The following is a 22,620-nucleotide window of genomic DNA, read 5'->3' as shown; positions in this document are numbered from 1 at the left end:
CTGGCGCTATGAAGCTGACCAAATACACCCATGCCTGTGTCCGGCTCGAGAAGGAAGGCGGGGTCCTGGTCCTTGATCCCGGCACGTTCTCCGAATCAGCAGAGGCACTGGCCGGGGCGCAGGCTGTCCTGGTGACCCACGAACACCCCGACCACCTCGATACCACGGCCGTGGTGGACGCCCTCGACAACAACCACGACCTGGAACTCCATGCTCCGGCGGGCGTGGCCGCCCAGTTGCGGGCGGAAGCTCCGGATGCTGCCGGCCGGATCCACACCGTGGAACCCGGCCAGGCCTTCCAGGCCGCGGGCTTCGACATCCGCAGCTTCGGCGGGCAGCACGCGCTGATCCATCCCCAGATCCCGGTGGTGGCCAACATCGGATTCCTGGTGGACGGGAACGTGTACCACCCCGGGGATTCGTTCATCATTCCTGATGGCATCGAGGTCCAGACGCTCCTGGTGCCGCTGCACGCGCCGTGGAGCAAGTCCGCCGAGGTGGTCGACTTCGTGATCGGCGTCCGGGCGCCCCGCGCTTTCCAGATCCACGACGGCCTGCTCAATGACAACGGCCTGGGCATCGTGGAAGGGCACGTCAAACGGATCGGTGCCACCTACGGCACCGAGTACCGGCACCTGGCTCCCCGGGAATCGGTGGAGGTCTAGGCCGGACCTCCGGGCCTAGCCTGCCGCCCCGGTCCATTCGCCGGTGTCCAGGAAGCGGGAGATCACTGCCTGGTATGGCGCCGGATCCAGCCCCTGGGAAGCCAGCCACTCCTGGTTCCAGTAGTTCCCCGCGTACCGTTCGCCGCCGTCGCACATCAGCGAAACGACGCTGCCCCGGCTGCCGTCCGACACCATCGCGGCAATCGTCTGCCAGACACCCCAGAGGTTGGTGCCGGTGGAAGGGCCGGCATGCAGACCCGCGAAAGCGTCCAGATGCCGCATGGCAGCTACGGACGCCGCATCCGGCACCTGGACCATCCGGTCGATCACCGTGGGAATGAAGCTCGGCTCCATCCGTGCCCGCCCAATGCCCTCGATCCGGGACGGGCGGCCCGTGGGCCGGCCCCCGGATTCGCCCAGCCAGCCCGGGTAGAACGCTGAATTCTCCGGGTCCACCACCAGCAACCTGGTGGGATGGCTGTGGTAGCGCAGGTAGCGGCCGATGGTGGCGCTGGTCCCGCCGGTGCCGGCGCCCACCACGATCCAGTCCGGCACGGGGTGCTGTTCCAGGCTGAGCTGGCCGAAGATGGATTCGGCGATGTTGTTGTTGCCGCGCCAGTCGGTGGCCCGTTCGGCGTAGGTGAACTGGTCCATATAGTGCCCGTTGCACGTGGCAGCGACGTCTTCGGCCACGGCGTAGACGTCCGAGGCGTTTTCCACCAGCAGGCAGGAGCCGCCGAACTTCTCGATCAAGGCGATCTTCTCCGGACTGGTGGTGCGTGCCATCACGGCGACAAAGGGCAGCCCCAGCAGTTGGGCGAAGTACGCCTCCGACACGGCCGTGCTGCCGCTGGAGGCTTCGACGATGGTGGTGTCCCGGCCGATCCACCCGTTAACCAGTCCGAACAGGAACAGGGACCTGGCCAGCCGGTGCTTCAGGCTGCCGGAGCGGTGCGTCGACTCGTCTTTCAGGTACAGCCGGATGCCCCAGTGCTCCGGCAGGGGCACCGAGTAGAGGTGGGTGTCAGCAGAACGGTTGTTTTCCGCCTTGATGGTGCGGATGGCTTGGTCGGCCCACCCGCGGTCCGCCCTGTTGTTCCCGGCGCTGCCCTTGATCGTCACCAATCCAGCCTACCCGCGGCCCGGGCCCGTCTAGAGTAGGAGCCGTTGGCTGAAGGACCTGGAAGGGGAGCGATGAAGCCGCTGATGGACGTTACTGACCTGGAGGCCAGGCTCGCGGCCGGGCACCGGACCGTGCTGCTGGATGTGCGCTGGGTGCTGGGGGACCCGCACGGCCACGAACACTACCTTGCGGGGCACCTGCCCGGCGCGGTGTTCGTGGACCTGGCCACGGAGCTCTCGGATCCAACGGTCCCGGACCGGGGCCGCCACCCGCTGCCGCCCGCGGCACAGTTCCAGGAATCGGCCCGCCGGTGGGGCATCAGGAACGGCGACGTCGTGGTGGCCTACGATGACAACGCCAACATGGCGGCGGCGAGGCTGTGGTGGATGCTGCGCGACGCCGGCCTCAGCGGGGCATGCCTGCTCGACGGCGGCCTGGCCGCCTGGCGTGCCGCCGGCCTGCCGCTGGAACGGGGTGGCGTCAACCCAGCCCCCGGTGACGTGGAACTGGGCAGTGGGCGGTTGGCCGTGGTCGACGCCGCTGCCGCTGCAGAGTGGCCGCATGCCGGCCTCCTGCTCGACGCGAGGGCGGGGGAGAGGTACCGCGGCGACGTCGAGCCGGTGGACCCCCGCGCCGGCCACATCCCCGGGGCCGTCAGCGCCCCCACCACCGGAAACGTGGACAGCGGCGGACGCTTCCTGCCGCCCGCGGAGCTGCGCCGGAAGTTCGAATCCCTGGGTGCACGACCCGGGCAGCCCGTTGCCGTGTACTGCGGGTCGGGTGTCACCGCGGCTCACGAGGTGGCGGCACTGGAACTCGCCGGCTTCCAGGCCGCGCTCTATCCCGGTTCCTTCTCGGAATGGTCCAACCGTCCCGGCCTTCCAGTGGCTACAGGTCCGGAACCGGGGGAGGCCGCAGCGCCGGCTGGAAACTCCGCGGGACGCGGGGGTAGCGTCGCACTATGACACCAGGACGCCCCGTACCGCCGCCGCTTGCCAAACCCATTGCTCCTGCCGCTGATCCCACACCCGCCCGGCCCGCGCCGGACGAAGGCGTGCTTGCCGCCGCCTGGGGTGCTGCGTCCGGCGACAGCGGGCTGGTACCGCTCACCCTGGCCCGCCGCGCCCCCAAACCCGACGATGTTGAAATCGCCATCGACTTCTGCGGGCTCTGCCACTCCGACGTCCACGCCACCCGCGGTGAGTGGGGCGGCCAGGCCTACCCGCTGGTTCCCGGCCACGAAATCGTGGGAACCGTCAGCAGGACAGGAGCCAACGTCACCGAGTTCGCGGTGGGCGACCGCGTGGGCGTCGGCTGCATGGTGGACTCCTGCCGCGAGTGTGAAAGCTGCCTGGACGGCCTTGAGCAGTACTGCGAGCAAGGCATGACCGGCACCTACGGCGCGAGGGACCGGCGGAACGGGGACACCATTACCCAGGGCGGTTATTCGTCGTCCATCGTGGTGGACCGCCGCTATGTCCTCCGGGTCCCGGAGTCGCTGGATCCGGCCGCCGCTGCGCCCCTGCTGTGTGCCGGCGTCACCACCTATTCGCCGCTTCGGCACTTCGACGCCGGGGAGGGCGATGTGGTGGGCGTGGTGGGCCTGGGCGGGCTGGGCCACATGGCCGTCAAGCTGGCCAAGGCCATGGGCGCGAAGGTGGTGGTGTTCACCACGTCCGAATCCAAGGTTGCGGCGGCCCTGGACCTGGGGGCCGACGAGGTGGTCCTGTCCCGCGATGAGGCGGCCATGGCTGCCGCGAACCGCACCATCGACCTCATCATCGACACCGTGGCGGCCCCGCACGACCTGAACCCCTTCTTCCGCACCCTGCGCGTGGACGGCGCACTGTTCCAGCTGGGGCTGCCGTCAGAAGCCATGCCGCCGGTCAACCCGGGTGCCCTCATCCGCCGCAGGATCGCCTATGCCGGATCGCTGATCGGCGGCATCGCCGAAACACAGGAGATGCTGGATTTCTGCGCCGAGCACGGCGTGGCGGCTGATATCGAGATCGTGGCCGCAGGGTCACTGAATGAGGCCTACGACCGGATGGTCGCTGGAGACGTAAAGTACCGGTTCGTGCTGGACGCCAGCACGCTGCAGGCAGCAGCCGAGGAGGCAGACGCATGAGCACCCTGTTCACGAAAATCCTGAAGGGCGAGATTCCCGGCCGCTTCGTGTGGCGCGAGGACGACGTTTCGGCGTTCCTGACCACCGGGCCCCTGGCCGACGGGCACACCCTCGTTGTTCCCACCGAGGAAGTGGACCGCTGGACGGATGCCCGGCCGGAGACCCTCGCCAAGGTCATGGAAGTGGCGCGCCGCATCGGCGCCGTCCAGGTGGACATCTTCGGTGCCCGGCGGGCCGGCCTGATCGTGGCGGGCTACGAAGTCAACCACCTGCACGTCCACGTGTGGCCGTCCCGCAGCATGGCCGACTTCGACTTTGGCTCTGCCGACCAGAACCCGGACCCGGCCGTCCTGGACGGCAACGCGGAAAAACTGCGCGAGGGCCTGCGCGCTGCCGGGTACGCGGAGTTCGTTCCCGCGTCCTAGCCGACGCAGACGCCCGCCGCAGCAGCGGCGGGCGTTGACGCGTCAGTCCCGGCGGGGCGTCATCGCCACCATGCCGGCGTAGGTGAAACCGCCGCCGAAACCGAACAGCAGGGCGGGAACGTCGGACGGGATGGTGCCGGCATGCCACCACTTGCTCAGGCCGAGCGGAACGCTCGCGGCGGACGTGTTCCCCGATTCGGTGACATCGGTGATGACGATCCTGTCCGTCATGCCCAAGGCATCGGCGAGTGGCTCAATGATGCGGAGGTTGGCCTGGTGCGCGGCCAGGACCTGGATGTCGTCCAGCGTCAGGCCGGCGCGGGCCACCACCTCGCGGGCACGTTCAGGAGCCTTGGTCAGGGCCCACCGCAGGACTTCGCGCCCGTTTTGGGAGAACCTGCCCGAGGGCGGGGAAATTTTGACGGCGTCGGCCATGCCTGCCTCCGAGCCCCAGACCACCGGGCCAATGCGGGGTGTGGCGGAGGGGCGGACGACGGCGGCGCCGGCACCGTCGGCGGTCAGGACTGCAGTGGCGCGGTCCGTCCAGTCCGTCACTGCGGAAAGGGTTTCAGCCCCCACGACGATCGCGTGGGTGGCGCTTCCGCTGCGGATCGCCTGGTCCGCCACGCCCAGTGCGTACTCGAAGCCGGAGCAGGCGGTGTTGACGTCCATGATTGCCGGACCGCGGCTGTCGCGGCCCAGGCCAAGTGCCTCCGCGACGCGGCCGGCGGTGTTGGGGGAGCGCTCTGCTGCCGTGGTGGTGGCCACCACTACGAGGTCGATGTCGGCAGCGGCAACCCCGGCATCGGCCAATGCCATGCGCGCGGCCGGGACGGCAAGGTCCACCACCGTCCCGCCGTCGGCAATGATGCGCCGCGTGACGATGCCCGTGCGTTGGCGGATCCACTCGTCGCTGGTGTCCATCATCCCTTCGAGTTCGTGGTTGTCCATCACGCGCTCGGGCTGGGCATGGCCCAGGCCCGCAATCTCTGTCCCTGCCGGGCCGTGGGCAAGCGTGAGCTTCATTCGATTCCTCTCGTTGGGGACCGCTGCTAGGCGGGGGCGAGTGCCTTGTTGAGTACGGTGCGGATGCGTTTCTCAGACACGGAGTAGGCGGTTCCCAGTTCGACGGCGAACAGGCTGACCCGGAGTTCCTCGATCATCCAGCGCACCTGGGTTAACTCCCGGCCGGCACGTCGCCCCGGCTGCAACGCCGAGACGGCATCGTCGTAGTCGTCCTCAAGCCGCTGGACCATGGCCATGTTCAGGGCATCCCGCTGGACGTTCCCGGGCAGGCGTTCAAGCCGTTTCTCGATGGCCGCCAGATACCTGGGCAGCTGGCTGAGCTGGGCGTAGCCCGTGCGTGCCACAAACCCCGGATACACCAGTTGTCCGAGCTGGCTCTTGATGTCGTTCAGGGCACTGATCAGGGCCAGGCTGGTGGTCCCCTTGAGCTGCTTCTCGATCCGCCGGGTACTGGCGAGGATGCGCTCAACGGTGGCCGTGACGGAGAAGACGGTATCGATCAGCTCAGCACGGACCACCTCATAAAGGGCATCGAAGGCCTGGCGGTCCCACGGAAGGTCCGCGGGCGTGAGCTTGTCGATGGCGGCCAGGGCACAGTCGGCAATGAGTGCGGACACCGACCCGTGGGGGTTTTGGCTGAAGGTGAGTTTCTCCGTGTTGCTCAGGTGCTCCAGGACGTAGCGGTCCGGTGCCGGCACGCGCAGGGCCAGCAGCCGGATAACCCCGCCGCGCATGGCGTCCTGTTGCTCCTCCGGGCTTTGGAATACGCGCAGGGCCACGGAGGTGCCCTGGTCCACCAGCGCGGGATAGCCGGTGACCGTGTGGCCTTTGACCATGCTGCTGACCTGGCGCTCGATGGTGCCGAAGCTCCATTCCGTCAGGCCCTCCTGCTCCACGAACCCGGCCGCCGCCCGGCTGCCCGGGACCGTGGCGGCCTGTTGCCCCTGCTGCCGCCCGCCGTCGGGCGCTTTGCCGTTCCCGCCCGGCGCCCTGCCGGCCTTGCCCGGCGCGGCCGTGGCGGGGGTGGCGCCGAGGGATTCGGCGATGGCACGCCGGGTGGCAGGGGCAAGACGCTCCTGGAGCTCTGCAAGGTCCTTGCCTTCGCCCAGCACCTTGCCCTTGCTGTCCACTACCTTGAAGCTCATGCGCAGGTGCGGGGGGACAGCGTCCCAGTTCCAGGACCCGGGCGGGATGACCGCGCCCCGGATCCGCCGCAGCGCCAGTTCCAGCGACGGCTCCAGCTCATCCTTTTCCGGGTCGAAGTCCGCCTCGAGGACGGCTACCGCCTGGCGGGCAACATCGGGCGCCGGGACGAAATTCTTCCGGATCTGCTTGGGCAGCGACTTGATCAGGGCGGTCACCAGCTCAGCGCGCTGCCCCGGAATCAACCAGCGGAACGGGGCGTCGTCGAGCTGGTTGAGGAACAGCACCGGCACCTCGGCCGTGACGCCGTCGGAGGGGTCCGGCGTGGATCCGGGCGCCACCGGATGGAATTCATACGCCAGCGGTAGTTCAAAACCCTTGTGCAGCCACGTCTTCGGGTACGCGGAGTCGTCCAGTTCGTCGGCGTCGTCACTGAGGAGCAGCGATTTGTCGTAGTCCAGCAGGTCCGGGTTCTCCCGGCGCGCTTCCTTCCACCATTTGTCGAAGTGCCGCTCGGACACCACCTCGGGGCCGATCCTGGCGTCATAGAACTCGAACAGCGTCTCGTCGTCCACCAGCAGGTCGCGGCGGCGCATCCGGGCCTCGAGTTCCTCCACCTCATGCAGGAGGGCGCGGTTGCGGTGGAAGAACTTGTGGTGGGTGCGCCAGTCGCCTTCCACCAGGGCATGCCGGATGAACAGTTCCCGGGCAACCACGGGATCCACCCGGCCGTAATTGATCCGCCGCTGGGCGATGATCGGAACACCGTAGAGAGTGACCTTTTCATAGGCCATGACGGCGCCCTGCTTGGTGGACCAGTGGGGTTCGCTGTAGCTGCGCTTCACCAGGTCCGGGGCCACCTGTTCAGCCCATACCGGATCGAATTTGGCGGCCACCCGTGCCCACAGCCGGCTGGTCTCCACCAGCTCGGCTGCCATGACAAACGTGGGGGACTTCTTGAACAGTGCCGATCCGGGGAAGATCGCGAAGCGGCTGCCCCGGGCGCCGGCGTATTCGCGCTTGCGCTCGTCCAGGATGCCGATGTGGCTCAGCAGCCCGGCGAGGAGGCTGATGTGGATCCCGTCGTGGTTGCCCACGGGGTCCGCCAGGCGCTTGTTGTCCAGGGTGATGCCCAGCGGCCGGGCGAGCTGGCGCAGCTGGGTGAAGAGGTCCTGCCATTCCCGGACACGCAGGTAGTTGATGAATTCGGCGCGGCACAGCCGGCGGAAGGCCGACGACGACAGCTCCTGCTGCTTCTCCTGCAGGTAGTTCCAAAGGTTCAGGAAGCCGGTGAAGTCCGAGTTCTCGTCCCGGAAGCGGTTGTGCTTTTCCGCGGCCAGCTGCTGCTTGTCGGTGGGCCTTTCCCGCGGGTCCTGGATGGTGAGCGCGGCGGCAAGGATCATGACCTCCCGGACACAGCCGCGTTTTCCGGCCTCCACGATCATCCGGCCCAGGCGCGGATCAACAGGCAGCTGTGCGAGTTTTTGTCCGACGGCGGTGAGGCCGCCGCCCTGGGACTGGCCCCGGCCGTTGCCGGCGGCGGCGCCGGCCTTGCCCTGCTGGGGGCGTGCGGGAGCCAGGGCGCCGAGCTCGCGGAGGAGGGTGACGCCGTCGTTGATGGCCCGTGTTTCCGGGGGCTCCACGAAGGGGAACTCCTCGACATCCTTCGGACCCCTTGCCACGCCCATGGCCGTCATCTGCAGGATGACGGCCGCGAGGTTGGTGCGGAGGATTTCGGGATCGGTGAACCGGGGCCGGGACTCGAAGTCCTCTTCCGAGTACAGGCGGATCGCGATGCCGTCGGACACCCGGCCGCAGCGGCCGGAGCGCTGGTTGGCCGAAGCCTGCGAGACCCGCTCGATGGGCAGGCGCTGGACCTTGGTGCGGTGCGAGTAGCGGGAAATGCGCGCCGTTCCGGTATCGATCACATACTTGATGCCCGGCACGGTCAGCGATGTTTCCGCCACGTTGGTGGCCAGCACGATGCGGCGTTTGCTGCCCGGATGGAACACCTTGTGCTGCTCCTGCAGGCTCAGCCGGGCAAACAGGGGGAGGATCTCTGTGTTGGCCAGCCTGCGGTTGGACTGGACACGGGCCTGCAGTGCCTCCGCGGCATCGCGGATTTCGCGTTCGCCGGAGAAGAAGACCAGGATGTCGCCGGGAGCCTCCGCGGCGAGTTCGTCCACGGCATCGCAGACCGCGTCGAGCGGATCCCGGTCCTCCTCGAGTTCATCGTCCGAGGCGTCGTCATCGTCGGCCTTCGGCTGCGACAGCGGGCGGTAGCGGATTTCCACGGGGTAGGTCCGGCCCGACACCTCGATAATGGGCGCCGGGTTGTCCGGGGTGCCGAAGTGGTTGGCGAACCGCTCGGGATCGATGGTGGCCGAGGTGATGATGACTTTCAGGTCCGGCCGCTGCGGCAGGACCCGTTTCAGGTAGCCCAGGATGAAGTCGATGTTGAGGCTGCGTTCGTGGGCCTCGTCAATGATGATGGTGCTGTATTTGCGCAGCAGCTTGTCCCGCTGGATCTCGGCGAGCAGGATCCCGTCCGTCATCAGCTTGACCTTGGTTGCCTTGCTGACCTCGCCCGTGAAGCGGACCTGGAAGCCAACCTCCTGGCCGATCTCCACGCCGAGTTCTTCCGCGATGCGCTCGGCCACGGTGCGGGCCGCAAGCCGCCGGGGCTGGGTGTGGCCAATCAGGCCTTTGTCGCCGAGGCCCAGCTCCAGGCACATCTTGGGGATCTGGGTGGTCTTCCCGGAGCCGGTTTCCCCGGCGATGATGGTCACCTGGTTGGCGGCGATCGCGGCCATCAGGTCCTCGCGGCGCTCGGAAACAGGCAGCTCGGCGGGATAGGAAATATGAAAAGTCATGGCTGCAGACAGTCTACTGCCGCCGGGAACGGCCACAGGGCTCAGGCGGAACCTGGGCCGGACTCCTCAGCGGCAGCGCGGGCAGTATCCACCAGGATCCGCCACGGCCCCGTGAGGGCGTGCTCGGGCAGTGCGGCCCGGCGCTGCCCGGCAGTGATCGAGTACATGAACCTGTCCGGCTGCGGCGCCTCGAAGGCGGCGGCTGCTGCCCGCGGGGTGCTGGGAACCGCATCCCACGGGCAGGCCTCGACGATGGGCTGCCACTGGTTGAGGTCACTGTCCGACCGGGCGTCCACCGTCCATACCCGGGTGACTGCCGCCATACCGCCGGTGCGCTCCACCTTGATTTTCATGGCTCTTACTCCGGGCTTCCTTTGGCCCGGGCGGCCGGTATTCAGGCGGCCGGGGCAGCGGTTAAACCTTGACCTTCACAGTTTCCCACGCACGGACCACGGCGTCATGCTCCGTGGAGCCTGCGCCGAAAAGGTCCGTGGCAGCCCGCGCAGTGGCCCGGGCGAAGACGGCGAACGTTGCAGCGGGCGGCAGTGAGCCGTTGGTGAGCGTTTCGTACCAGATGCGGCCGGGCGTGTCCCAGGCATATCCGCCCACAGCCTCCGCGACAAGGTAGAAGGCACGGTTGGGGATGCCGGAGTTGATGTGGACCCCGCCGTTGTCCGCGCTGGTCCGGACGTACGTGTCCATGGAGTCCGGCTGCGGGTCCTTGCCCAGCACGTCGTCGTCGTATGCCGTTCCCGGTTCCTTCATGGACCGAAGGGCCACGCCCTGGACAGTGGGCGTGAAGAGTCCCTCGCCGATCAGCCAGGTTGCCTCCGCCGAGGTTTGGTTCTTCACGTACTGCTCAACCAGCGCGCCGAAGACGTCGGACATCGATTCGTTCAGGGCACCTGCCTGGTTCCGGTAGGCAAGCCCCGCCGAGTACTGGGTCACGCCGTGCGCCAGTTCGTGGCCGATGACGCTGACGCTCCTGGTGAACCGTTCGAAGACTTCACCGTCGCCGTCACCGAACACCATCTGGCTTCCATTCCAGAAGGCGTTGTCGTAGAGCTTCCCAAAGTGCACGGTGGCGTCCAGCCTCAACCCGCTGCCGTCAACGGAGTCGCGGCCGAAGGCGTCGGCGTAAAGACGGTGCGTGTGCCCCAGTGCGTCGTAGGCTTCGTCGGCAGCTGCGTCCCCGGTGGCGGGTCCGCCTTCGCCGCGGACCTGCCGGCCCGGAAGCGACTCCCCGCCGGCAGCATCGTAGATGGTCCGGTTGGCCGGGCCCGGCTTGACTGGCCGTACGCCGGGCGTGAGCGCCGGTGTTGCCTGTGCCCGTGCAGACTGGAATGACTCCACGTGGCCCAGCGCTTTCCTGGCGGCGCTGGCCGCGGACGAGTATCCGGGCGCATCCTGCTGCGCGAGCCGCCGCAGCAGGTAGGGCGGAACGATCGAACAGAACTGACTGTGCATGGTGTACTCCCTCAGCTAGGTGTTTTCAGGCTACGAGGAGCCACCGACAATCGGCGGGACGCCGACACCCGGATTTTGCCGCCACCGGCGCCTCTGCAGCGGGTTGACGTGGGTACGGTAGGCGCATGCCGGAAACCGAAAAACGCACCAAGCCCAGCTCCACCCTGCTGACGGTCATCGTTGCCTTCGCGGCCAACACCCTCGTGGCGGCGGCCAAAACGGTGGCCGCCGTCCTGTCGGGCTCGGCTTCCATGGCCGCCGAAGCCGCGCATTCGTGGGCCGACACCGGAAACCAGGTGTTCCTGTTCTTCGCCGAACGCCGGTCTGCCCGCCCGCGCGACAAGAGCCACCCGATGGGCTACGGCCGGGAAGCCTACGTATGGTCCATGTTCGCCGCGTTCGGACTCTTCACCGCCGGTGCCGTGGTGTCGATCATGCACGGCGTCCAGCAGATTATTGAACCGGAGCCCGCGGCCGACTTCGCGATTGCCTACATCGTCCTGGCCGTGGCGTTCGTCTTCGAGGGGATCTCCTTCGTCCAGGCATTCCGGCAGACCCGCAAGGCCGCCCATGAACTGGACCGGCACACCCTTGAGCAGGTCCTCATCAGCTCCGATCCCACCCTTCGCGCTGTCTTCGCCGAGGACGCCGCCGCCTTGATTGGGCTGGTCGTGGCCTTCCTGGGCGTGTTCCTGCACCAGGTCACCGGATCGCCGCTGCCCGACGCCATCGGATCCATCGCGGTGGGCGTGCTGCTGGCCGTCGTCGCCGTCGTCCTGATTGACCGCAACCGGCGCTTCCTGGTGGGCCAGGGCGTCACGCCGGACATCGAACGGTCCATGGCCCGGCGCGTGCTGGAGCACCCGGAGATCGCCCGGCTGACGTACCTGCACCTGGAATTTGTTGGGCCGCGGAAACTGTACCTCGTTGCCGCAGTGGACCTGCAGGGGGACCACCCGGAGCACGAAGTGGCGGTGGTCCTGCGCCGGATCGAGCGGGAACTGGAGGACCACGAAACCGTGGAGGAAGCAGTGCTGACGCTCGCCACCCTGGACGAGGCGGCGTTACGCTTCCAGGACTGACCGGCGGAAACGAAAAACCCCGCCGCTTCACTGAAGCGGCGGGGTTTTCTCTGTGCCCTCGGTAGGATTCGAACCTACGGCCTTCTGCTCCGGAGGCAGACGCTCTATCCCCTGAGCTACGAGGGCAATCCGGATATCCTGCCGTTCCCGGCGGGACGTCCTAGAGCTTAGCAGGAAGGTGGCCCGCAAGGGAAAACCGGCGCCACGGCCCTGCCGCGGAGCCCAGCCAGGCAGCTTCAGCAGCCCCGGAAGGAGCCCGCCCCGTCCCGGGCCCGTTCCACCGGGGCGGCGGGGACGACGCTTCGAATTCTTTGCTGTCACCGGCCCCCGGTAGGCTAGAGGGGTGACTCCCGAAGAACTTTCCCTCGCCATATCCGCCTGCCTCAAAGACGCCGTCGCTGCCGGCGATATTGCCCTTGCGGAATCAGCCATTCCGGCTGACGTGCGCGTGGAGAGGCCCAAGAACCGGGACCACGGCGACTGGGCCACGAACATCGCCCTGCAGCTGGCCAAGCAGGCCGGCACCAATCCGCGCGAATTTGCCGGCATCCTCAGCACCCGGCTGAAGTCCATCAACGGGGTGTCCGCCGTTGATATAGCGGGCCCGGGCTTCCTGAACATTACGGTGGACGCCGCAGCCGCCGGCGCCCTGGCCAAGGCCATTGTCGAGGCCGGCAGGGACTACGGCACCAACACGGCGCTCGCGGGCCACACCGTGAACATGGAATTCGTGTCCGCGAACCCCACCGGGCCGCTCCACATCGGACACACGCGCTGGGCCGCGCTGGGGGATTCGATCGCCCGCGTGCTGCGCGCCTCCGGGGCGGACGTCACGGCCGAGTACTACATCAACGACGCCGGCTCGCAGATGAACACCTTCGCCACCTCCGTCTACAACCGGCTCCACGGCCTTCCCGTGCCGGACGGCGGCTACCCGGGGCAGTACATCGCCGACCTTGGCCATGAGGTACTTACCGCGCACCCGGACATCCGCGAACTCACGGAGGTGGCGGCCCTGCCCGTCATCCGTGCCGCCGCCTACGAAGCGCAGATGAAGGACATCAAAGCCACCCTGGCGGACTTCGGCGTTGAGTTCGACGTCTTCTTCTCCGAGCAGGAACTGCACGACGCCGGGGCCATCGAAAGTGCCGTGGCGCGCCTCCGCGAGCAGGGACACGTGTTCGACGACGGCGGTGCGGTCTGGCTGCGGACTACGGACTTTGGCGATGACAAGGACCGGGTGATGATCCGCGCCAACGGCGAGCCCACCTACTTCGCCGCGGACGCTGCCTACTACCTTTCCAAGAAGGACCGCGGCTTCACGGAGAAGATCTACCTCCTGGGCGCCGACCACCACGGCTACATCAACCGGCTCAAGGCCATCGCTGCCGCCGCCGGCGACGATCCCGAGGTGAACATCGAGGTCCTGATTGGCCAGCTGGTGTCCGTCAACGGAGCCAAGCTGTCCAAGCGTGCAGGCAACATCATCGAGCTCAAGGACCTGATCGACTGGCTGGGCAAGGACGCCGTCCGTTACTCCCTGGCCCGGTTCCCCGCCGATTCGCCGCTGACCCTGGACCCGGAGCTGTTGAAGAAGAACAGCAACGAGAACCCGGTGTTCTACGTGCAGTACGCCCATGCACGCTCCCGCGGCGCCGCCCGGAATGCTGTGGCAGCCGGCGTGGAACGCACCGTGGACGGCGCGGACAGCTTTGATGCTTCCCTGCTGGACCACGCCACGGAGAACGAATTGCTGTCCTACCTGGGCAGCTACCCGTCCATCGTGGCCAAGGCCGCCGAACTGCGCGAACCGCACCGCGTGGCACGCCACCTGGAGGCAATCGCCGGGGCCTACCACCGCTGGTACGACGCCTGCCGCATCGCCCCGATGGGTGACGAGGCCGTGACCGACCTCAACCGCACCCGGCTGTGGCTCAACGACGCCACCAGCCAGGTGCTGGCCAACGGGCTGGACCTGCTGGGCGTTTCGGCGCCGGAACGGATGTAGGACCGATGACGAACACAGCAGCACAGGGTTCCCCGCTGGCCCCGGGGTGGCTCGCCGTCCCGGATGACCTGAACAAACTCCACGAACCGATGTGGGCCAAGGACGTCGCCCGCAACGCGGAGGGCGAACTCAGCATCGACGGCATCCCCGTCAGCGAGTTGCAGCGGCAGTACGGCACTCCGCTTTTCGTCATGAGCGAGAACGACTTCCGCGCCCGCGCCAGGGCCTTCAGCGACGCATTCAACGACGCCTTCGCCGATGTCTGCGGGGGAGTGGATGTCTACTACGCCGGCAAGTCGTTCCTGTGCACCTCCGTGGTCCGCTGGGTGGAGGAAGAGGGACTGCGCCTGGACACGGCCTCCGGCGGCGAACTCGCCGTTGCCTACCGGGCCGGCATTCCCGGCGCGGATGTCGCGCTGCACGGCAACAACAAGTCCGACGGCGAGATCCACCGGGCGCTGGACATGGGCCTGGGGCGGATCGTGGTGGACAGCCTGGCCGAACTCCAGCGCGTTGGCAGCATTGCCGGGGCCCGCGGCGAACAGGCGAAGGTCATGCTGCGGCTCACCCCCGGCGTCCATGCCCACACGCACGAGTTCATCGCCACCGCCCACGAGGACCAGAAGTTCGGCCTCTCCATGGCGGCAGACACCACCGATGAGGCAGGCATCTCCGCCGCCGAGGAAGCGGTGGCAGCAGCGTCCGCCCATCCCGGCATCGAACTGCTGGGCCTGCACTGCCACATCGGCTCCCAAATCTTCGAGCCGGACGGCTTCGCGCTCGCCGCGGAGAAGCTGCTGCGCTTCCTGGCCGCCATGCAGGAAAAGTACTCCATCACCTTGCCGGAACTGGACCTCGGCGGCGGCTACGGCATTGCCTACACCCCCGTGGACACCCCGCGCCCCGCAGCGGAAATCGCGACGGCGATGGCCGCCGTCGTACGTTCCACCTGCGCCGAACTGGGCATCGACGCGCCGCGCATCTCCATCGAGCCCGGCCGCGCCATCGTGGGCAGCACCACCTTCACCCTCTATGAGGTGGGCACGCTGAAGACCGTCCGCGTGGACGCGCCGGCCGCTTCCGGCGACGGTGACGCGGACAACAACGTTACGTATCCGCGCCGGTATGTTTCAGTCGACGGCGGCATGAGCGACAACGCCCGTCCGGTGCTGTACGACGCGGATTATTCGGCCGTGCTCGCGTCCCGGGCTTCCAATGCCGCCCCGCAGCTGTCCCGCGTAGTGGGCAAACATTGCGAGAGCGGCGACATAGTTGTTAGAGATGTATATCTGCCCGAGGACGTGGCAGCCGGTGATCTGCTTGCTGTACCGGGAACCGGCGCCTACTGCTGGGCCCTCTCGAGCAACTACAACTATCTGGCCCGGCCGGGCGTTGTCGCGGTGCGCGACGGATCTGCCCGGCTGATTGTCCGCGGGGAAACCGAAGAAGACCTGCTGAACCGCGACATGGGAGCCTGAATGACGGAAATGCGAACGCTGAAAGTGGCCCTGCTGGGCTGTGGCAACGTCGGAGCCCAGGTTGCGCGGATCCTCATTGAGGACGCCGATGCCCTTGCCGCCCGCACCGGCGCCCGGCTGCAGCTCAGCGGCATTGCCGTGCGCAACGTCAACGCCCCCCGCGACGTCGACCTGCCCCAGGAGCTCTTCACCACCGACGCCGATACGCTGGTCAAGGACGCCGACCTGGTCATCGAGCTCATGGGCGGCATCGAACCGGCCCGCACGCTGATCCTCGCCGCGCTCCGCAATGGAGCCTGCGTGGTCACCGGCAACAAGGCGCTTTTGGCGCAGGACGGACCCACCCTCTACGAAGAGGCGGACAAAGCCGGCGTGCAGCTCTCCTATGAGGCCGCCGTCGCGGGAGCCATCCCCATCCTGCGCCCCATCCGGGACAGCCTCTCCGGCGACCGCATCACACGGGTGCTGGGCATCGTCAACGGCACCACCAACTTCATCCTGGACCAGATGGACACCACCGGTGCCCAGTTCCGCGACGCCCTCGCCGAAGCCCAGCGCCTTGGCTACGCCGAAGCGGACCCCACCGCCGACGTCGAAGGCCACGACGCCGCCGCCAAGGCGGCCATCCTTGCCTCGCTGTCCTTCCACACGCGCTTTTCCATGGACGACGTCCATTGCGAGGGCATCACGTCCGTCAGCGCCTCGGACATCGCCGCCGCCAAGGACGCAGGCTTCGTGATCAAACTGCTGGCCATCGCCGAGAAACTCACCGATGCCGACGGCACTGAAGGCGTCTCCGTCCGCGTCCACCCCACGCTCCTGCCGCGCGAACATCCGCTGGCCGCCGTCCGCGGGGCGTTCAATGCCGTGTTCATCGAGGCCGAAAACGCCGGCGAGCTGATGTTCTACGGCCAGGGCGCCGGCGGTACCCCCACCGCCTCCGCGGTCCTGGGCGACCTCGTCTCGGCCGCCCGCCGGCTGGTCCTGGGCGGCCCCGGACGCACCGAAACCACCACCGGCCACGTTCCCGCGCTGCCCATCGACGCCGCCACCACCAGCTACTACATCGGCCTGGACGTCGCCGACCAGCCCGGCGTCCTGGCACGGATTGCCCAGCTCTTCGCCGAGCATGGCGTGTCCATCGAAATCATGCGGCAGACCATCCACCGGGATGCGGAATCCACCGTGGAATCCGCCGAACTGCGGATCGTCACCCACCGCGCGTCAGAGGCTGCCCTCGCAGCCACCGTCGAGGCCGTGAAAGGCCTTGACGTCATCAACTCAGTTACATCCGTTTTGCGGGTAGAAGGAGTCTAAGTGGCTCACCAATGGCGCGGTGTCATCCGCGAATACGCTGACCGTCTGCCCGTGACGGAGTCCACCAGGGTCATCACCCTGGGCGAGGGCGGCACCCCGCTGGTGCACGCGCAGAAACTCTCCGAACTCACCGGCTCCGAGGTCTACCTCAAGGTCGAGGGCATGAACCCCACCGGATCCTTCAAGGACCGCGGGATGACCATGGCCATGACCGCAGCCGTCGCCTCGGGGGCCAAGGCCGTGGTGTGCGCCTCCACCGGCAACACCTCCGCGTCGGCCGCCGCCTACGCCACCGCCGCCGGCCTGAAGTGCGCCGTCCTGGTCCCCGAAGGCAAGATCTCCATGGGCAAGCTCAGCCAGGCCATCGCCCACGGGGCCACGCTGCTGCAGGTGGACGGCAACTTCGACAACTGCCTGGACATCGCCCGCAAGCTGGGGGAGTCCTACCCGGTGTTCCTGGTGAACTCCGTCAACCCGGCGCGCATCCAGGGCCAGAAGACCGGCGCGTTCGAGGTGGTCGATGCCCTGGGCGACGCCCCGGACATCCACGTCCTGCCGGTTGGCAACGCCGGCAACATCACCGCCTACTGGAAGGGCTACAAGGAGTACTCCGCTCCTTTTGAGTCCGACACCGCAGGAACGCTGCCCGCCGTGTCCACCAAAACACCCGCCATGTGGGGCTTCCAGGCCGCCGGTGCCGCACCGTTCGTCGCCGGCCACCCGATCACCGAGCCCGACACCATTGCCACGGCGATCCGGATCGGCAACCCTGCCTCCTGGGACGGTGCCGTTGGCGCGCGTGACGAGTCCGGCGGCCTCATCGATGCCGTCACCGACGAGGAAATCCTGAACGCCCACCGTTGGCTGTCGTCCAAGGAAGGCGTCTTCGTCGAGCCCGGTTCCGCCGCCGGCGTGGCGGGCCTGCTCAAGAAGCACGCCGCGGGCGAGGTGCCCGCCGGAAAGACCATCGTCATCACCGTCACCGGGCATGGACTCAAGGACCCCCAGTGGGCGCTGCGCACCGAGGACGGCAGCGACGTCCAGCCGGTCAAGGTCCCCAACGATGTGGTCACCGTCGCCGCTGAACTGGGACTGGAAGAAAAATAGCCTTGGACACCACCTCGCAGGCCGCCGTCGGACTGCACCTGATTGAGCCGGGGCAGCGGGTCACCGTCCGCGTCCCCGCCACCAGCGCCAACCTGGGCCCGGGCTACGACAGCCTGGGCCTGGCGCTGGCGCTGCATGACACGCTGACCGTGGAAAGCCTGGACACCGATGAACTCGTGTTCGAGCTCAGCGGTGAAGGGGCAGACTCGCTTCCCCGGGATGCAAGCCACCTGGTGGTTCGCGCCATGGACGCCGCCTTCGAGCGGCTCGGCTTCCGCCACGGCGGCCTGAAGGTCACCGCCCGGAACGTGAATCCCCATGGCCGCGGGCTGGGCTCCTCAGCGTCGGCGGTGGTGGCCGCGGTATCGGCCGCCAACGCCATGGTCCCCGCGGAGGACCAGCGCGGCAAGGACTGGATCCTCCAGCTCACCAGCGAACTGGAAGGCCATCCCGACAACGTGGCACCGGCGATTTTCGGCGGACTGGCGCTGTCATGGCAGGACAGTGAGCAGTACAGCAGCACCAGGGCCGACGTGGCCGGCTCCGTCATCCCCATCGTGGCGGTACCCGACTTCGAACTCGCTACCGAAGCCGCACGCGCCCTGCTCCCCGCCTCGGTGGGGCACCACGCAGCGGCGATGAATTCAGGCCGTGCCGCCCTGCTGATCCACGCATTGACGCAAAAACCGGAGTTCCTGCTGCCCGGCACCGAGGACTACCTGCACCAGAGCTACCGTGCGGAGGCCATGCGGCCCAGTGCAGCGCTGATCGGCGCGCTGCGCAAGGCTGGCTACCCGGCTGTCGTTTCCGGCGCCGGGCCCACCGTCCTGGTGCTGGCGGACGGGGAGGCGCAGGCCGCGGATGCCGTGGCCTTCATCGAGGCCTTCACCGCGGAGAACACGCCGGACATCGGTTGGCGCGTACTGAAGCTCGCAGTGGACGTTGAAGGTGCTAAGGTGGACTTGCACCGGCGGTAATTCCGCCTATCTGATCTGCTCCTGCATTCAGTTGCTATTTGATCTACGACTGTGAATGTATTCCGGTGCCGCCTGCTTGGTCTGTCGCAGGAATCTGCAGCATCCAACTGCCCCTGAACCGTCAGTCCGGCGTTGCGCCACGGGCGCAGCGCAAGGTGAATCAGTATCCGGCCCTGCTGGCCGAAATCCAACCGGCAAGGCCGAAATCCCGGCTGCAGATCTGAACTGCAGCCCAGATCAAATCATCGCGTCCAGCTCCCAGTCTGGACGCCGTCGAGGGGGAAGGATCCTTCGTGACCGAAACCACTGAGCTGTCGCCAGCTGTGGAACACACAACTTCTGCTGCCGAATCAACGGCCGCACCCGCCAAGAGCAGCGGCCTCGCCGGCCTGAAGCTCGCCCAGCTGCAGGCCCTCGCCAGCCAGCTCGGTATTTCGGGCGGATCCCGCATGCGCAAGGGGGACCTGGTCTCGGCCATCTCCGCCCACCGTGCGGGCACCCTGACTGCCAAGGCTCCCGCGAAGTCCGCGGAAAAGACGCCGGAAAGCGCCCCGGCCGCAGCCGCACCCGCTGCTGCTCCCGAGGCTCCTGCCGCCGAAGCTCCCGCCGCCGAGGGCACCCGTGCCCGCGGCCGTGGCCGCAGCCGCCGCGCCGTCAGTGATGGTGTGGTTGCTCCCGCAGCCGAAGCTCCCGCAGCAGAAACCGCCGGCGCGCCCGGCGCCGCAGCCGTCGAGGCGACGTCGGCCGCCCCTGCGGAAACCACCGAGGCAACGGAAGGCGCCCCCGAGCGCCGCCAGCCCCGCACCCGCAACCGCCGCCGCAGCGAAGCCGCTGCCGCTTCCATCCAGGAAGCCCCGGTGGAAACCCCGGCAGAGCAGCCGGCCGCGGACCAGCGTGGCGGCGACCAGCGCGGCGGCGACCAGCGCGCCGAGGCGCCCGCCGCGGAAGCGTCCGACGCCGGCCAGCGCACCGAACGCCGTGAAGGCGGGCGCACCCGGGGCCGCGACGGCGGCTCCCGCGACTCCGACGGTGGCCGCGACAACGCCGGCAGCCGCGAGGCGGGCCAGCGTGAAGCCAACCGCGACAACCGCGACAACGACGATACCGACGGCGGAAGCCGCCGGAACCGCCGCAACCGGCGCGACCGCAACGACCGTTCCGGCGGCCAGGACCGGGACAACTCCCGCAACGACCGCTTCCGGGACCGCAACGACCGCCGCCGCGGCCGCAACCAGGGCCCGGACGTGGACGACGTCGAAATCACCGAGGATGACGTCCTGCTGCCGGTCGCCGGCATCCTGGACGTCCTGGAGAACTACGCGTTCATCCGCACCTCCGGCTACCTGCCCGGCCCCAACGACGTCTACGTTTCGCTCGCACAGGTCAAGAAGTACAACCTGCGCAAGGGTGACGCCGTCGTCGGTGCGATCCGTGCACCCCGCGAGGGCGAGGACCGCAACCAGCAGTCCAACCGCCAGAAGTTCAACGCCCTGGTCCGCGTGACCTCGGTCAACGGCAAGACCCCTGAAGAGCTCAAGGACCGGGTCGAGTTCGCCAAGCTGGTTCCGCTCTACCCGTCCGAGCGCCTGCGCCTGGAGACCGACCCCAAGAAGATCGGTCCCCGCGTCATCGACCTCGTGGCCCCGATCGGCAAGGGCCAGCGCGGCCTGATCGTCTCCCCGCCCAAGGCAGGCAAGACGCTCATCCTGCAGTCCATCGCCAACGCGATCACCACCAACAACCCTGAGGTCCACCTCATGATGGTGCTGGTTGACGAACGGCCCGAAGAAGTCACGGACATGCAGCGCACCGTCAAGGGTGAGGTCATTGCCTCCACCTTCGACCGGCCCGCCGACGACCACACCACGGTGGCCGAACTCTCCATCGAGCGCGCCAAGCGCCTGGTGGAAATGGGCATGGACGTGGTGGTCCTGCTGGACTCCATGACCCGCCTGGGCCGTGCCTACAACCTGGCAGCACCGGCCTCCGGCCGCATCCTGTCCGGTGGCGTCGACTCCGCAGCCCTCTACCCGCCCAAGCGCTTCTTCGGTGCCGCCCGCAACATCGAAAACGGCGGCTCCCTCACCATCCTGGCCACCGCGCTCGTCGAGACCGGCTCCAAGATGGACGAGGTCATCTTCGAAGAGTTCAAGGGCACCGGCAACATGGAACTGCGCCTGTCCCGCCAGCTGGCCGACAAGCGCATCTTCCCCGCCGTGGACGTCAATGCGTCCGGCACCCGCCGCGAGGAGAACCTGCTCTCGCCCGAGGAAGTCAAGATCATGTGGAAGCTGCGCCGCGTCCTCTCCGGACTCGAGACCCAGCAGAGCCTTGAACTGCTCACCAACAAGATCCGGGAAACCCAGAGCAACGTCGAGTTCCTCATGCAGGTCCAGAAGACGACGCTTGGTGCGAAGTCGGATAACGACAAGTAGCTGAGTTCGGGGCGGGGTGCGGGTGCCTTGCGTGGTTCGCCGCGCGGGTTTTCCGCCCCCGCCTTCGTCGTTCGGTTTTGCCGCCCCCGCCCCTTCGCTGGGCGGCTTCACGATCTTCGATCGTTCGCCGCCCAGCTCCGGCAGGCCCGATGCCACTCCCGGGGCGGCAAAACCGAACGCCTCCTCAGCAGGGTCACCGGCCGGGCGGCTTCGTCGTTAAGTCACCAGCCGCTGTCCCGTTTTCGTTTGTCACTAGACTTGTACAAGTCGAAAGAGGTTTATAGATGTTTGAGTCCGTACAGGGCCTGCTTGATGAGCATGATGCCATCCAGGCGCAGCTGGGGGATCCTGCTGTTTATGCTGACCAGCGGCTTGCCCGGAAGCTGGGGCGGCGGTCGGCTCAGCTTAATGGGATTGTTGAGGCCTACCACAAGTGGGAAGGCCTCCGGGATGACCTTGCTGCTGCCAAGGAAATGGCTGCCGAGGATCCCGAGTTCGCTGCCGAGGTGCCGGAACTGGAAGCTTCGCTGGAGGCTGCTGCCGCCAAGCTGCGGCGCCTGTTGATTCCCCGCGATCCCGACGACGCCCGCAACGTGATCCTCGAGGTCAAGGGCGGTGAAGGCGGCGACGAAGCCGCCCTGTTCGCCGGCGACCTGCTGCGCATGTACACCCGGTACGCGGAGTCCCGCGGCTGGAAGACCGAAATCATTTCCGCCACCGAATCCGACCTCGGCGGTTACAAGGACGTCCAGGTCGCCGTCAAGGGCAACTCCAACGACCCCGCCGAGGGCGTTTACGCGCGGCTCAAGTTCGAAGGCGGCGTGCACCGCGTGCAGCGGGTTCCCGTCACCGAATCCCAGGGCCGCATCCACACCTCTGCCGCCGGAGTGCTGGTCCTGCCCGAGGTTGATGAGCCCGAAGAACTCGAAATCAGCCCCAACGACCTCAAGATCGACGTGTACCGGTCCTCGGGGCCCGGCGGCCAGTCCGTGAACACCACCGACTCCGCCGTGCGCATCACGCACCTTCCCACCGGCATAGTGGTGGCCATGCAGAACGAAAAGTCGCAGCTGCAGAACCGCGAGGCCGGTATGCGCGTCCTGCGGGCCCGTATCCTGGCGCACCAGCAGGAGCAGATCGACGCCGAGAACTCGGCCCAGCGCAAGTCCCAGATCCGCACCATGGACCGCTCGGAGCGCATCCGCACCTACAACTACCCGGAAAACCGCATCGCCGACCACCGCACCGGCTACAAGGCCTACAACCTTGACCAGGTCATGAACGGCGACCTGGAACCGGTAATCCAGTCCGCCATCGAAATGGACGAGCAGGCGCGGCTGGACGCCATCGGCGACTGACCGGACGC

At 67.7% G+C, this 22,620-nt stretch carries 17 protein-coding genes and 1 tRNA gene; 12 read left to right on the top strand and 6 right to left on the bottom strand.

Translation table 11 applies throughout. The annotated features are described in order from the left end of the window. Positions 1-8: 8 nt before the first annotated feature. Positions 9-665, top strand: coding sequence for an MBL fold metallo-hydrolase (locus tag PUN71_RS03660; RefSeq protein WP_277797385.1), 657 nt, complete (start codon positions 9-11; stop codon positions 663-665). Between the two features lie 15 nt (positions 666-680). Here PUN71_RS03660 and PUN71_RS03655 read toward each other — a convergent pair whose 3' ends face one another. Further along, a complete protein-coding gene (locus tag PUN71_RS03655) occupies positions 681-1,787 on the bottom strand; it encodes a PLP-dependent cysteine synthase family protein (protein WP_277797384.1) in 1,107 nt (368 codons plus the stop codon). A 72-nt stretch (positions 1,788-1,859) separates the two neighbouring features. Here PUN71_RS03655 and PUN71_RS03650 point away from each other — a divergent pair, with 72 nt between their 5' ends. Genes PUN71_RS03650 through PUN71_RS03640 form a run of 3 tightly spaced genes read left to right on the top strand, consistent with a single transcriptional unit; the run spans position 1,860 to position 4,341 of the window. Further along, on the top strand, positions 1,860-2,753 hold the full coding sequence (locus PUN71_RS03650) for a sulfurtransferase (protein ID WP_277797383.1): 894 nt from the start codon (positions 1,860-1,862) through the stop codon (positions 2,751-2,753). Next, positions 2,750-3,916 (top strand): NAD(P)-dependent alcohol dehydrogenase, encoded by a 1,167-nt coding sequence (locus tag PUN71_RS03645; RefSeq protein ID WP_277797382.1) that lies wholly within the window; start codon positions 2,750-2,752, stop codon positions 3,914-3,916. Before PUN71_RS03650 ends, PUN71_RS03645 begins: the two co-directional genes overlap by 4 nt. Next, on the top strand, positions 3,913-4,341 hold the full coding sequence (locus PUN71_RS03640) for an HIT family protein (protein WP_043453448.1): 429 nt from the start codon (positions 3,913-3,915) through the stop codon (positions 4,339-4,341). Before PUN71_RS03645 ends, PUN71_RS03640 begins: the two co-directional genes overlap by 4 nt. Before the next feature lie 42 nt (positions 4,342-4,383). On the opposite strand, the gene PUN71_RS03635 is transcribed toward PUN71_RS03640, so the two are convergent. The 4 genes from PUN71_RS03635 to PUN71_RS03620 all read right to left on the bottom strand — a co-directional run bounded on the left by PUN71_RS03635 (position 4,384) and on the right by PUN71_RS03620 (position 10,850). Next, positions 4,384-5,367, bottom strand: a complete 984-nt coding sequence (locus PUN71_RS03635) for a beta-ketoacyl-ACP synthase 3 (protein WP_277797381.1) — start codon at positions 5,365-5,367, stop codon at positions 4,384-4,386. Positions 5,368-5,393: 26 nt separating this feature from the next. Continuing rightward, positions 5,394-9,383 carry an ATP-dependent RNA helicase HrpA gene (hrpA, locus tag PUN71_RS03630; protein ID WP_277797380.1) on the bottom strand — a complete coding sequence of 1,330 codons (3,990 nt, stop codon included), beginning with the start codon at positions 9,381-9,383 and terminating at the stop codon, positions 5,394-5,396. 41 nt (positions 9,384-9,424) lie between these two features. After that, the gene (locus PUN71_RS03625) at positions 9,425-9,736 is read right to left on the bottom strand and encodes a protealysin inhibitor emfourin (RefSeq protein WP_043453441.1); all 312 of its coding nucleotides are present in this window, start codon (positions 9,734-9,736) and stop codon (positions 9,425-9,427) included. Positions 9,737-9,797: 61 nt separating this feature from the next. After that, positions 9,798-10,850, bottom strand: a complete 1,053-nt coding sequence (locus tag PUN71_RS03620; RefSeq protein ID WP_277797379.1) for a M4 family metallopeptidase — start codon at positions 10,848-10,850, stop codon at positions 9,798-9,800. Positions 10,851-10,975: 125 nt separating this feature from the next. Between PUN71_RS03620 and PUN71_RS03615 the strand changes: the two genes are divergently transcribed. Then, the gene (locus PUN71_RS03615; RefSeq protein ID WP_043453436.1) at positions 10,976-11,932 is read left to right on the top strand and encodes a cation diffusion facilitator family transporter; all 957 of its coding nucleotides are present in this window, start codon (positions 10,976-10,978) and stop codon (positions 11,930-11,932) included. A 53-nt stretch (positions 11,933-11,985) separates the two neighbouring features. Here the strand turns inward: PUN71_RS03615 and PUN71_RS03610 are convergent. Next, positions 11,986-12,058 (bottom strand) — tRNA-Arg (locus PUN71_RS03610). A 217-nt stretch (positions 12,059-12,275) separates the two neighbouring features. Between PUN71_RS03610 and argS the strand changes: the two genes are divergently transcribed. The 7 genes from argS to prfA all read left to right on the top strand — a co-directional run bounded on the left by argS (position 12,276) and on the right by prfA (position 22,612). Beyond that, entirely contained in the window at positions 12,276-13,940 is a 1,665-nt protein-coding gene (argS, locus tag PUN71_RS03605; protein ID WP_277797378.1) for an arginine--tRNA ligase, read from the top strand. A 5-nt stretch (positions 13,941-13,945) separates the two neighbouring features. Beyond that, positions 13,946-15,418 (top strand): diaminopimelate decarboxylase, encoded by a 1,473-nt coding sequence (lysA, locus tag PUN71_RS03600; protein ID WP_277797377.1) that lies wholly within the window; start codon positions 13,946-13,948, stop codon positions 15,416-15,418. Further along, positions 15,419-16,735, top strand: coding sequence for a homoserine dehydrogenase (locus tag PUN71_RS03595; RefSeq protein ID WP_277797376.1), 1,317 nt, complete (start codon positions 15,419-15,421; stop codon positions 16,733-16,735). Next, positions 16,736-17,842 carry a threonine synthase gene (gene thrC / locus PUN71_RS03590; protein WP_277797375.1) on the top strand — a complete coding sequence of 369 codons (1,107 nt, stop codon included), beginning with the start codon at positions 16,736-16,738 and terminating at the stop codon, positions 17,840-17,842. Positions 17,843-17,844: 2 nt separating this feature from the next. After that, a complete protein-coding gene (gene thrB, locus PUN71_RS03585) occupies positions 17,845-18,819 on the top strand; it encodes a homoserine kinase (protein WP_043453426.1) in 975 nt (324 codons plus the stop codon). A gap of 293 nt (positions 18,820-19,112) precedes the next feature. Beyond that, positions 19,113-21,254: a transcription termination factor Rho gene (gene rho, locus PUN71_RS03580; RefSeq protein WP_277797374.1), complete on the top strand. Its 2,142-nt coding sequence runs from the start codon at positions 19,113-19,115 to the stop codon at positions 21,252-21,254. A gap of 284 nt (positions 21,255-21,538) precedes the next feature. After that, positions 21,539-22,612, top strand: a complete 1,074-nt coding sequence (prfA, locus tag PUN71_RS03575) for a peptide chain release factor 1 (RefSeq protein WP_277797373.1) — start codon at positions 21,539-21,541, stop codon at positions 22,610-22,612. The last annotated feature ends 8 nt before the right edge of the window (positions 22,613-22,620 follow it).

The sequence above is a fragment of the Arthrobacter sp. NQ7 genome (genome assembly GCF_029581595.2).
Lineage (GTDB): Bacteria > Actinomycetota > Actinomycetes > Actinomycetales > Micrococcaceae > Arthrobacter > Arthrobacter phenanthrenivorans_B.
This window is presented reverse-complemented; position numbering and strand designations above follow the sequence as displayed.

Coding starts and splice junctions, on each gene's coding strand:
- PUN71_RS03660 (WP_277797385.1), top strand. CDS start 9: ATGAAGCTGACCAAATACACCCATGCCTGTGTCCGGCTCGAGAAGGAA.
- PUN71_RS03650 (WP_277797383.1), top strand. CDS start 1,860: ATGAAGCCGCTGATGGACGTTACTGACCTGGAGGCCAGGCTCGCGGCC.
- PUN71_RS03645 (WP_277797382.1), top strand. CDS start 2,750: ATGACACCAGGACGCCCCGTACCGCCGCCGCTTGCCAAACCCATTGCT.
- PUN71_RS03640 (WP_043453448.1), top strand. CDS start 3,913: ATGAGCACCCTGTTCACGAAAATCCTGAAGGGCGAGATTCCCGGCCGC.
- PUN71_RS03635 (WP_277797381.1), bottom strand. CDS start 5,367: ATGAAGCTCACGCTTGCCCACGGCCCGGCAGGGACAGAGATTGCGGGC.
- hrpA (WP_277797380.1), bottom strand. CDS start 9,383: ATGACTTTTCATATTTCCTATCCCGCCGAGCTGCCTGTTTCCGAGCGC.
- PUN71_RS03625 (WP_043453441.1), bottom strand. CDS start 9,736: ATGAAAATCAAGGTGGAGCGCACCGGCGGTATGGCGGCAGTCACCCGG.
- PUN71_RS03620 (WP_277797379.1), bottom strand. CDS start 10,850: ATGCACAGTCAGTTCTGTTCGATCGTTCCGCCCTACCTGCTGCGGCGG.
- PUN71_RS03615 (WP_043453436.1), top strand. CDS start 10,976: ATGCCGGAAACCGAAAAACGCACCAAGCCCAGCTCCACCCTGCTGACG.
- lysA (WP_277797377.1), top strand. CDS start 13,946: ATGACGAACACAGCAGCACAGGGTTCCCCGCTGGCCCCGGGGTGGCTC.
- PUN71_RS03595 (WP_277797376.1), top strand. CDS start 15,419: ATGACGGAAATGCGAACGCTGAAAGTGGCCCTGCTGGGCTGTGGCAAC.
- prfA (WP_277797373.1), top strand. CDS start 21,539: ATGTTTGAGTCCGTACAGGGCCTGCTTGATGAGCATGATGCCATCCAG.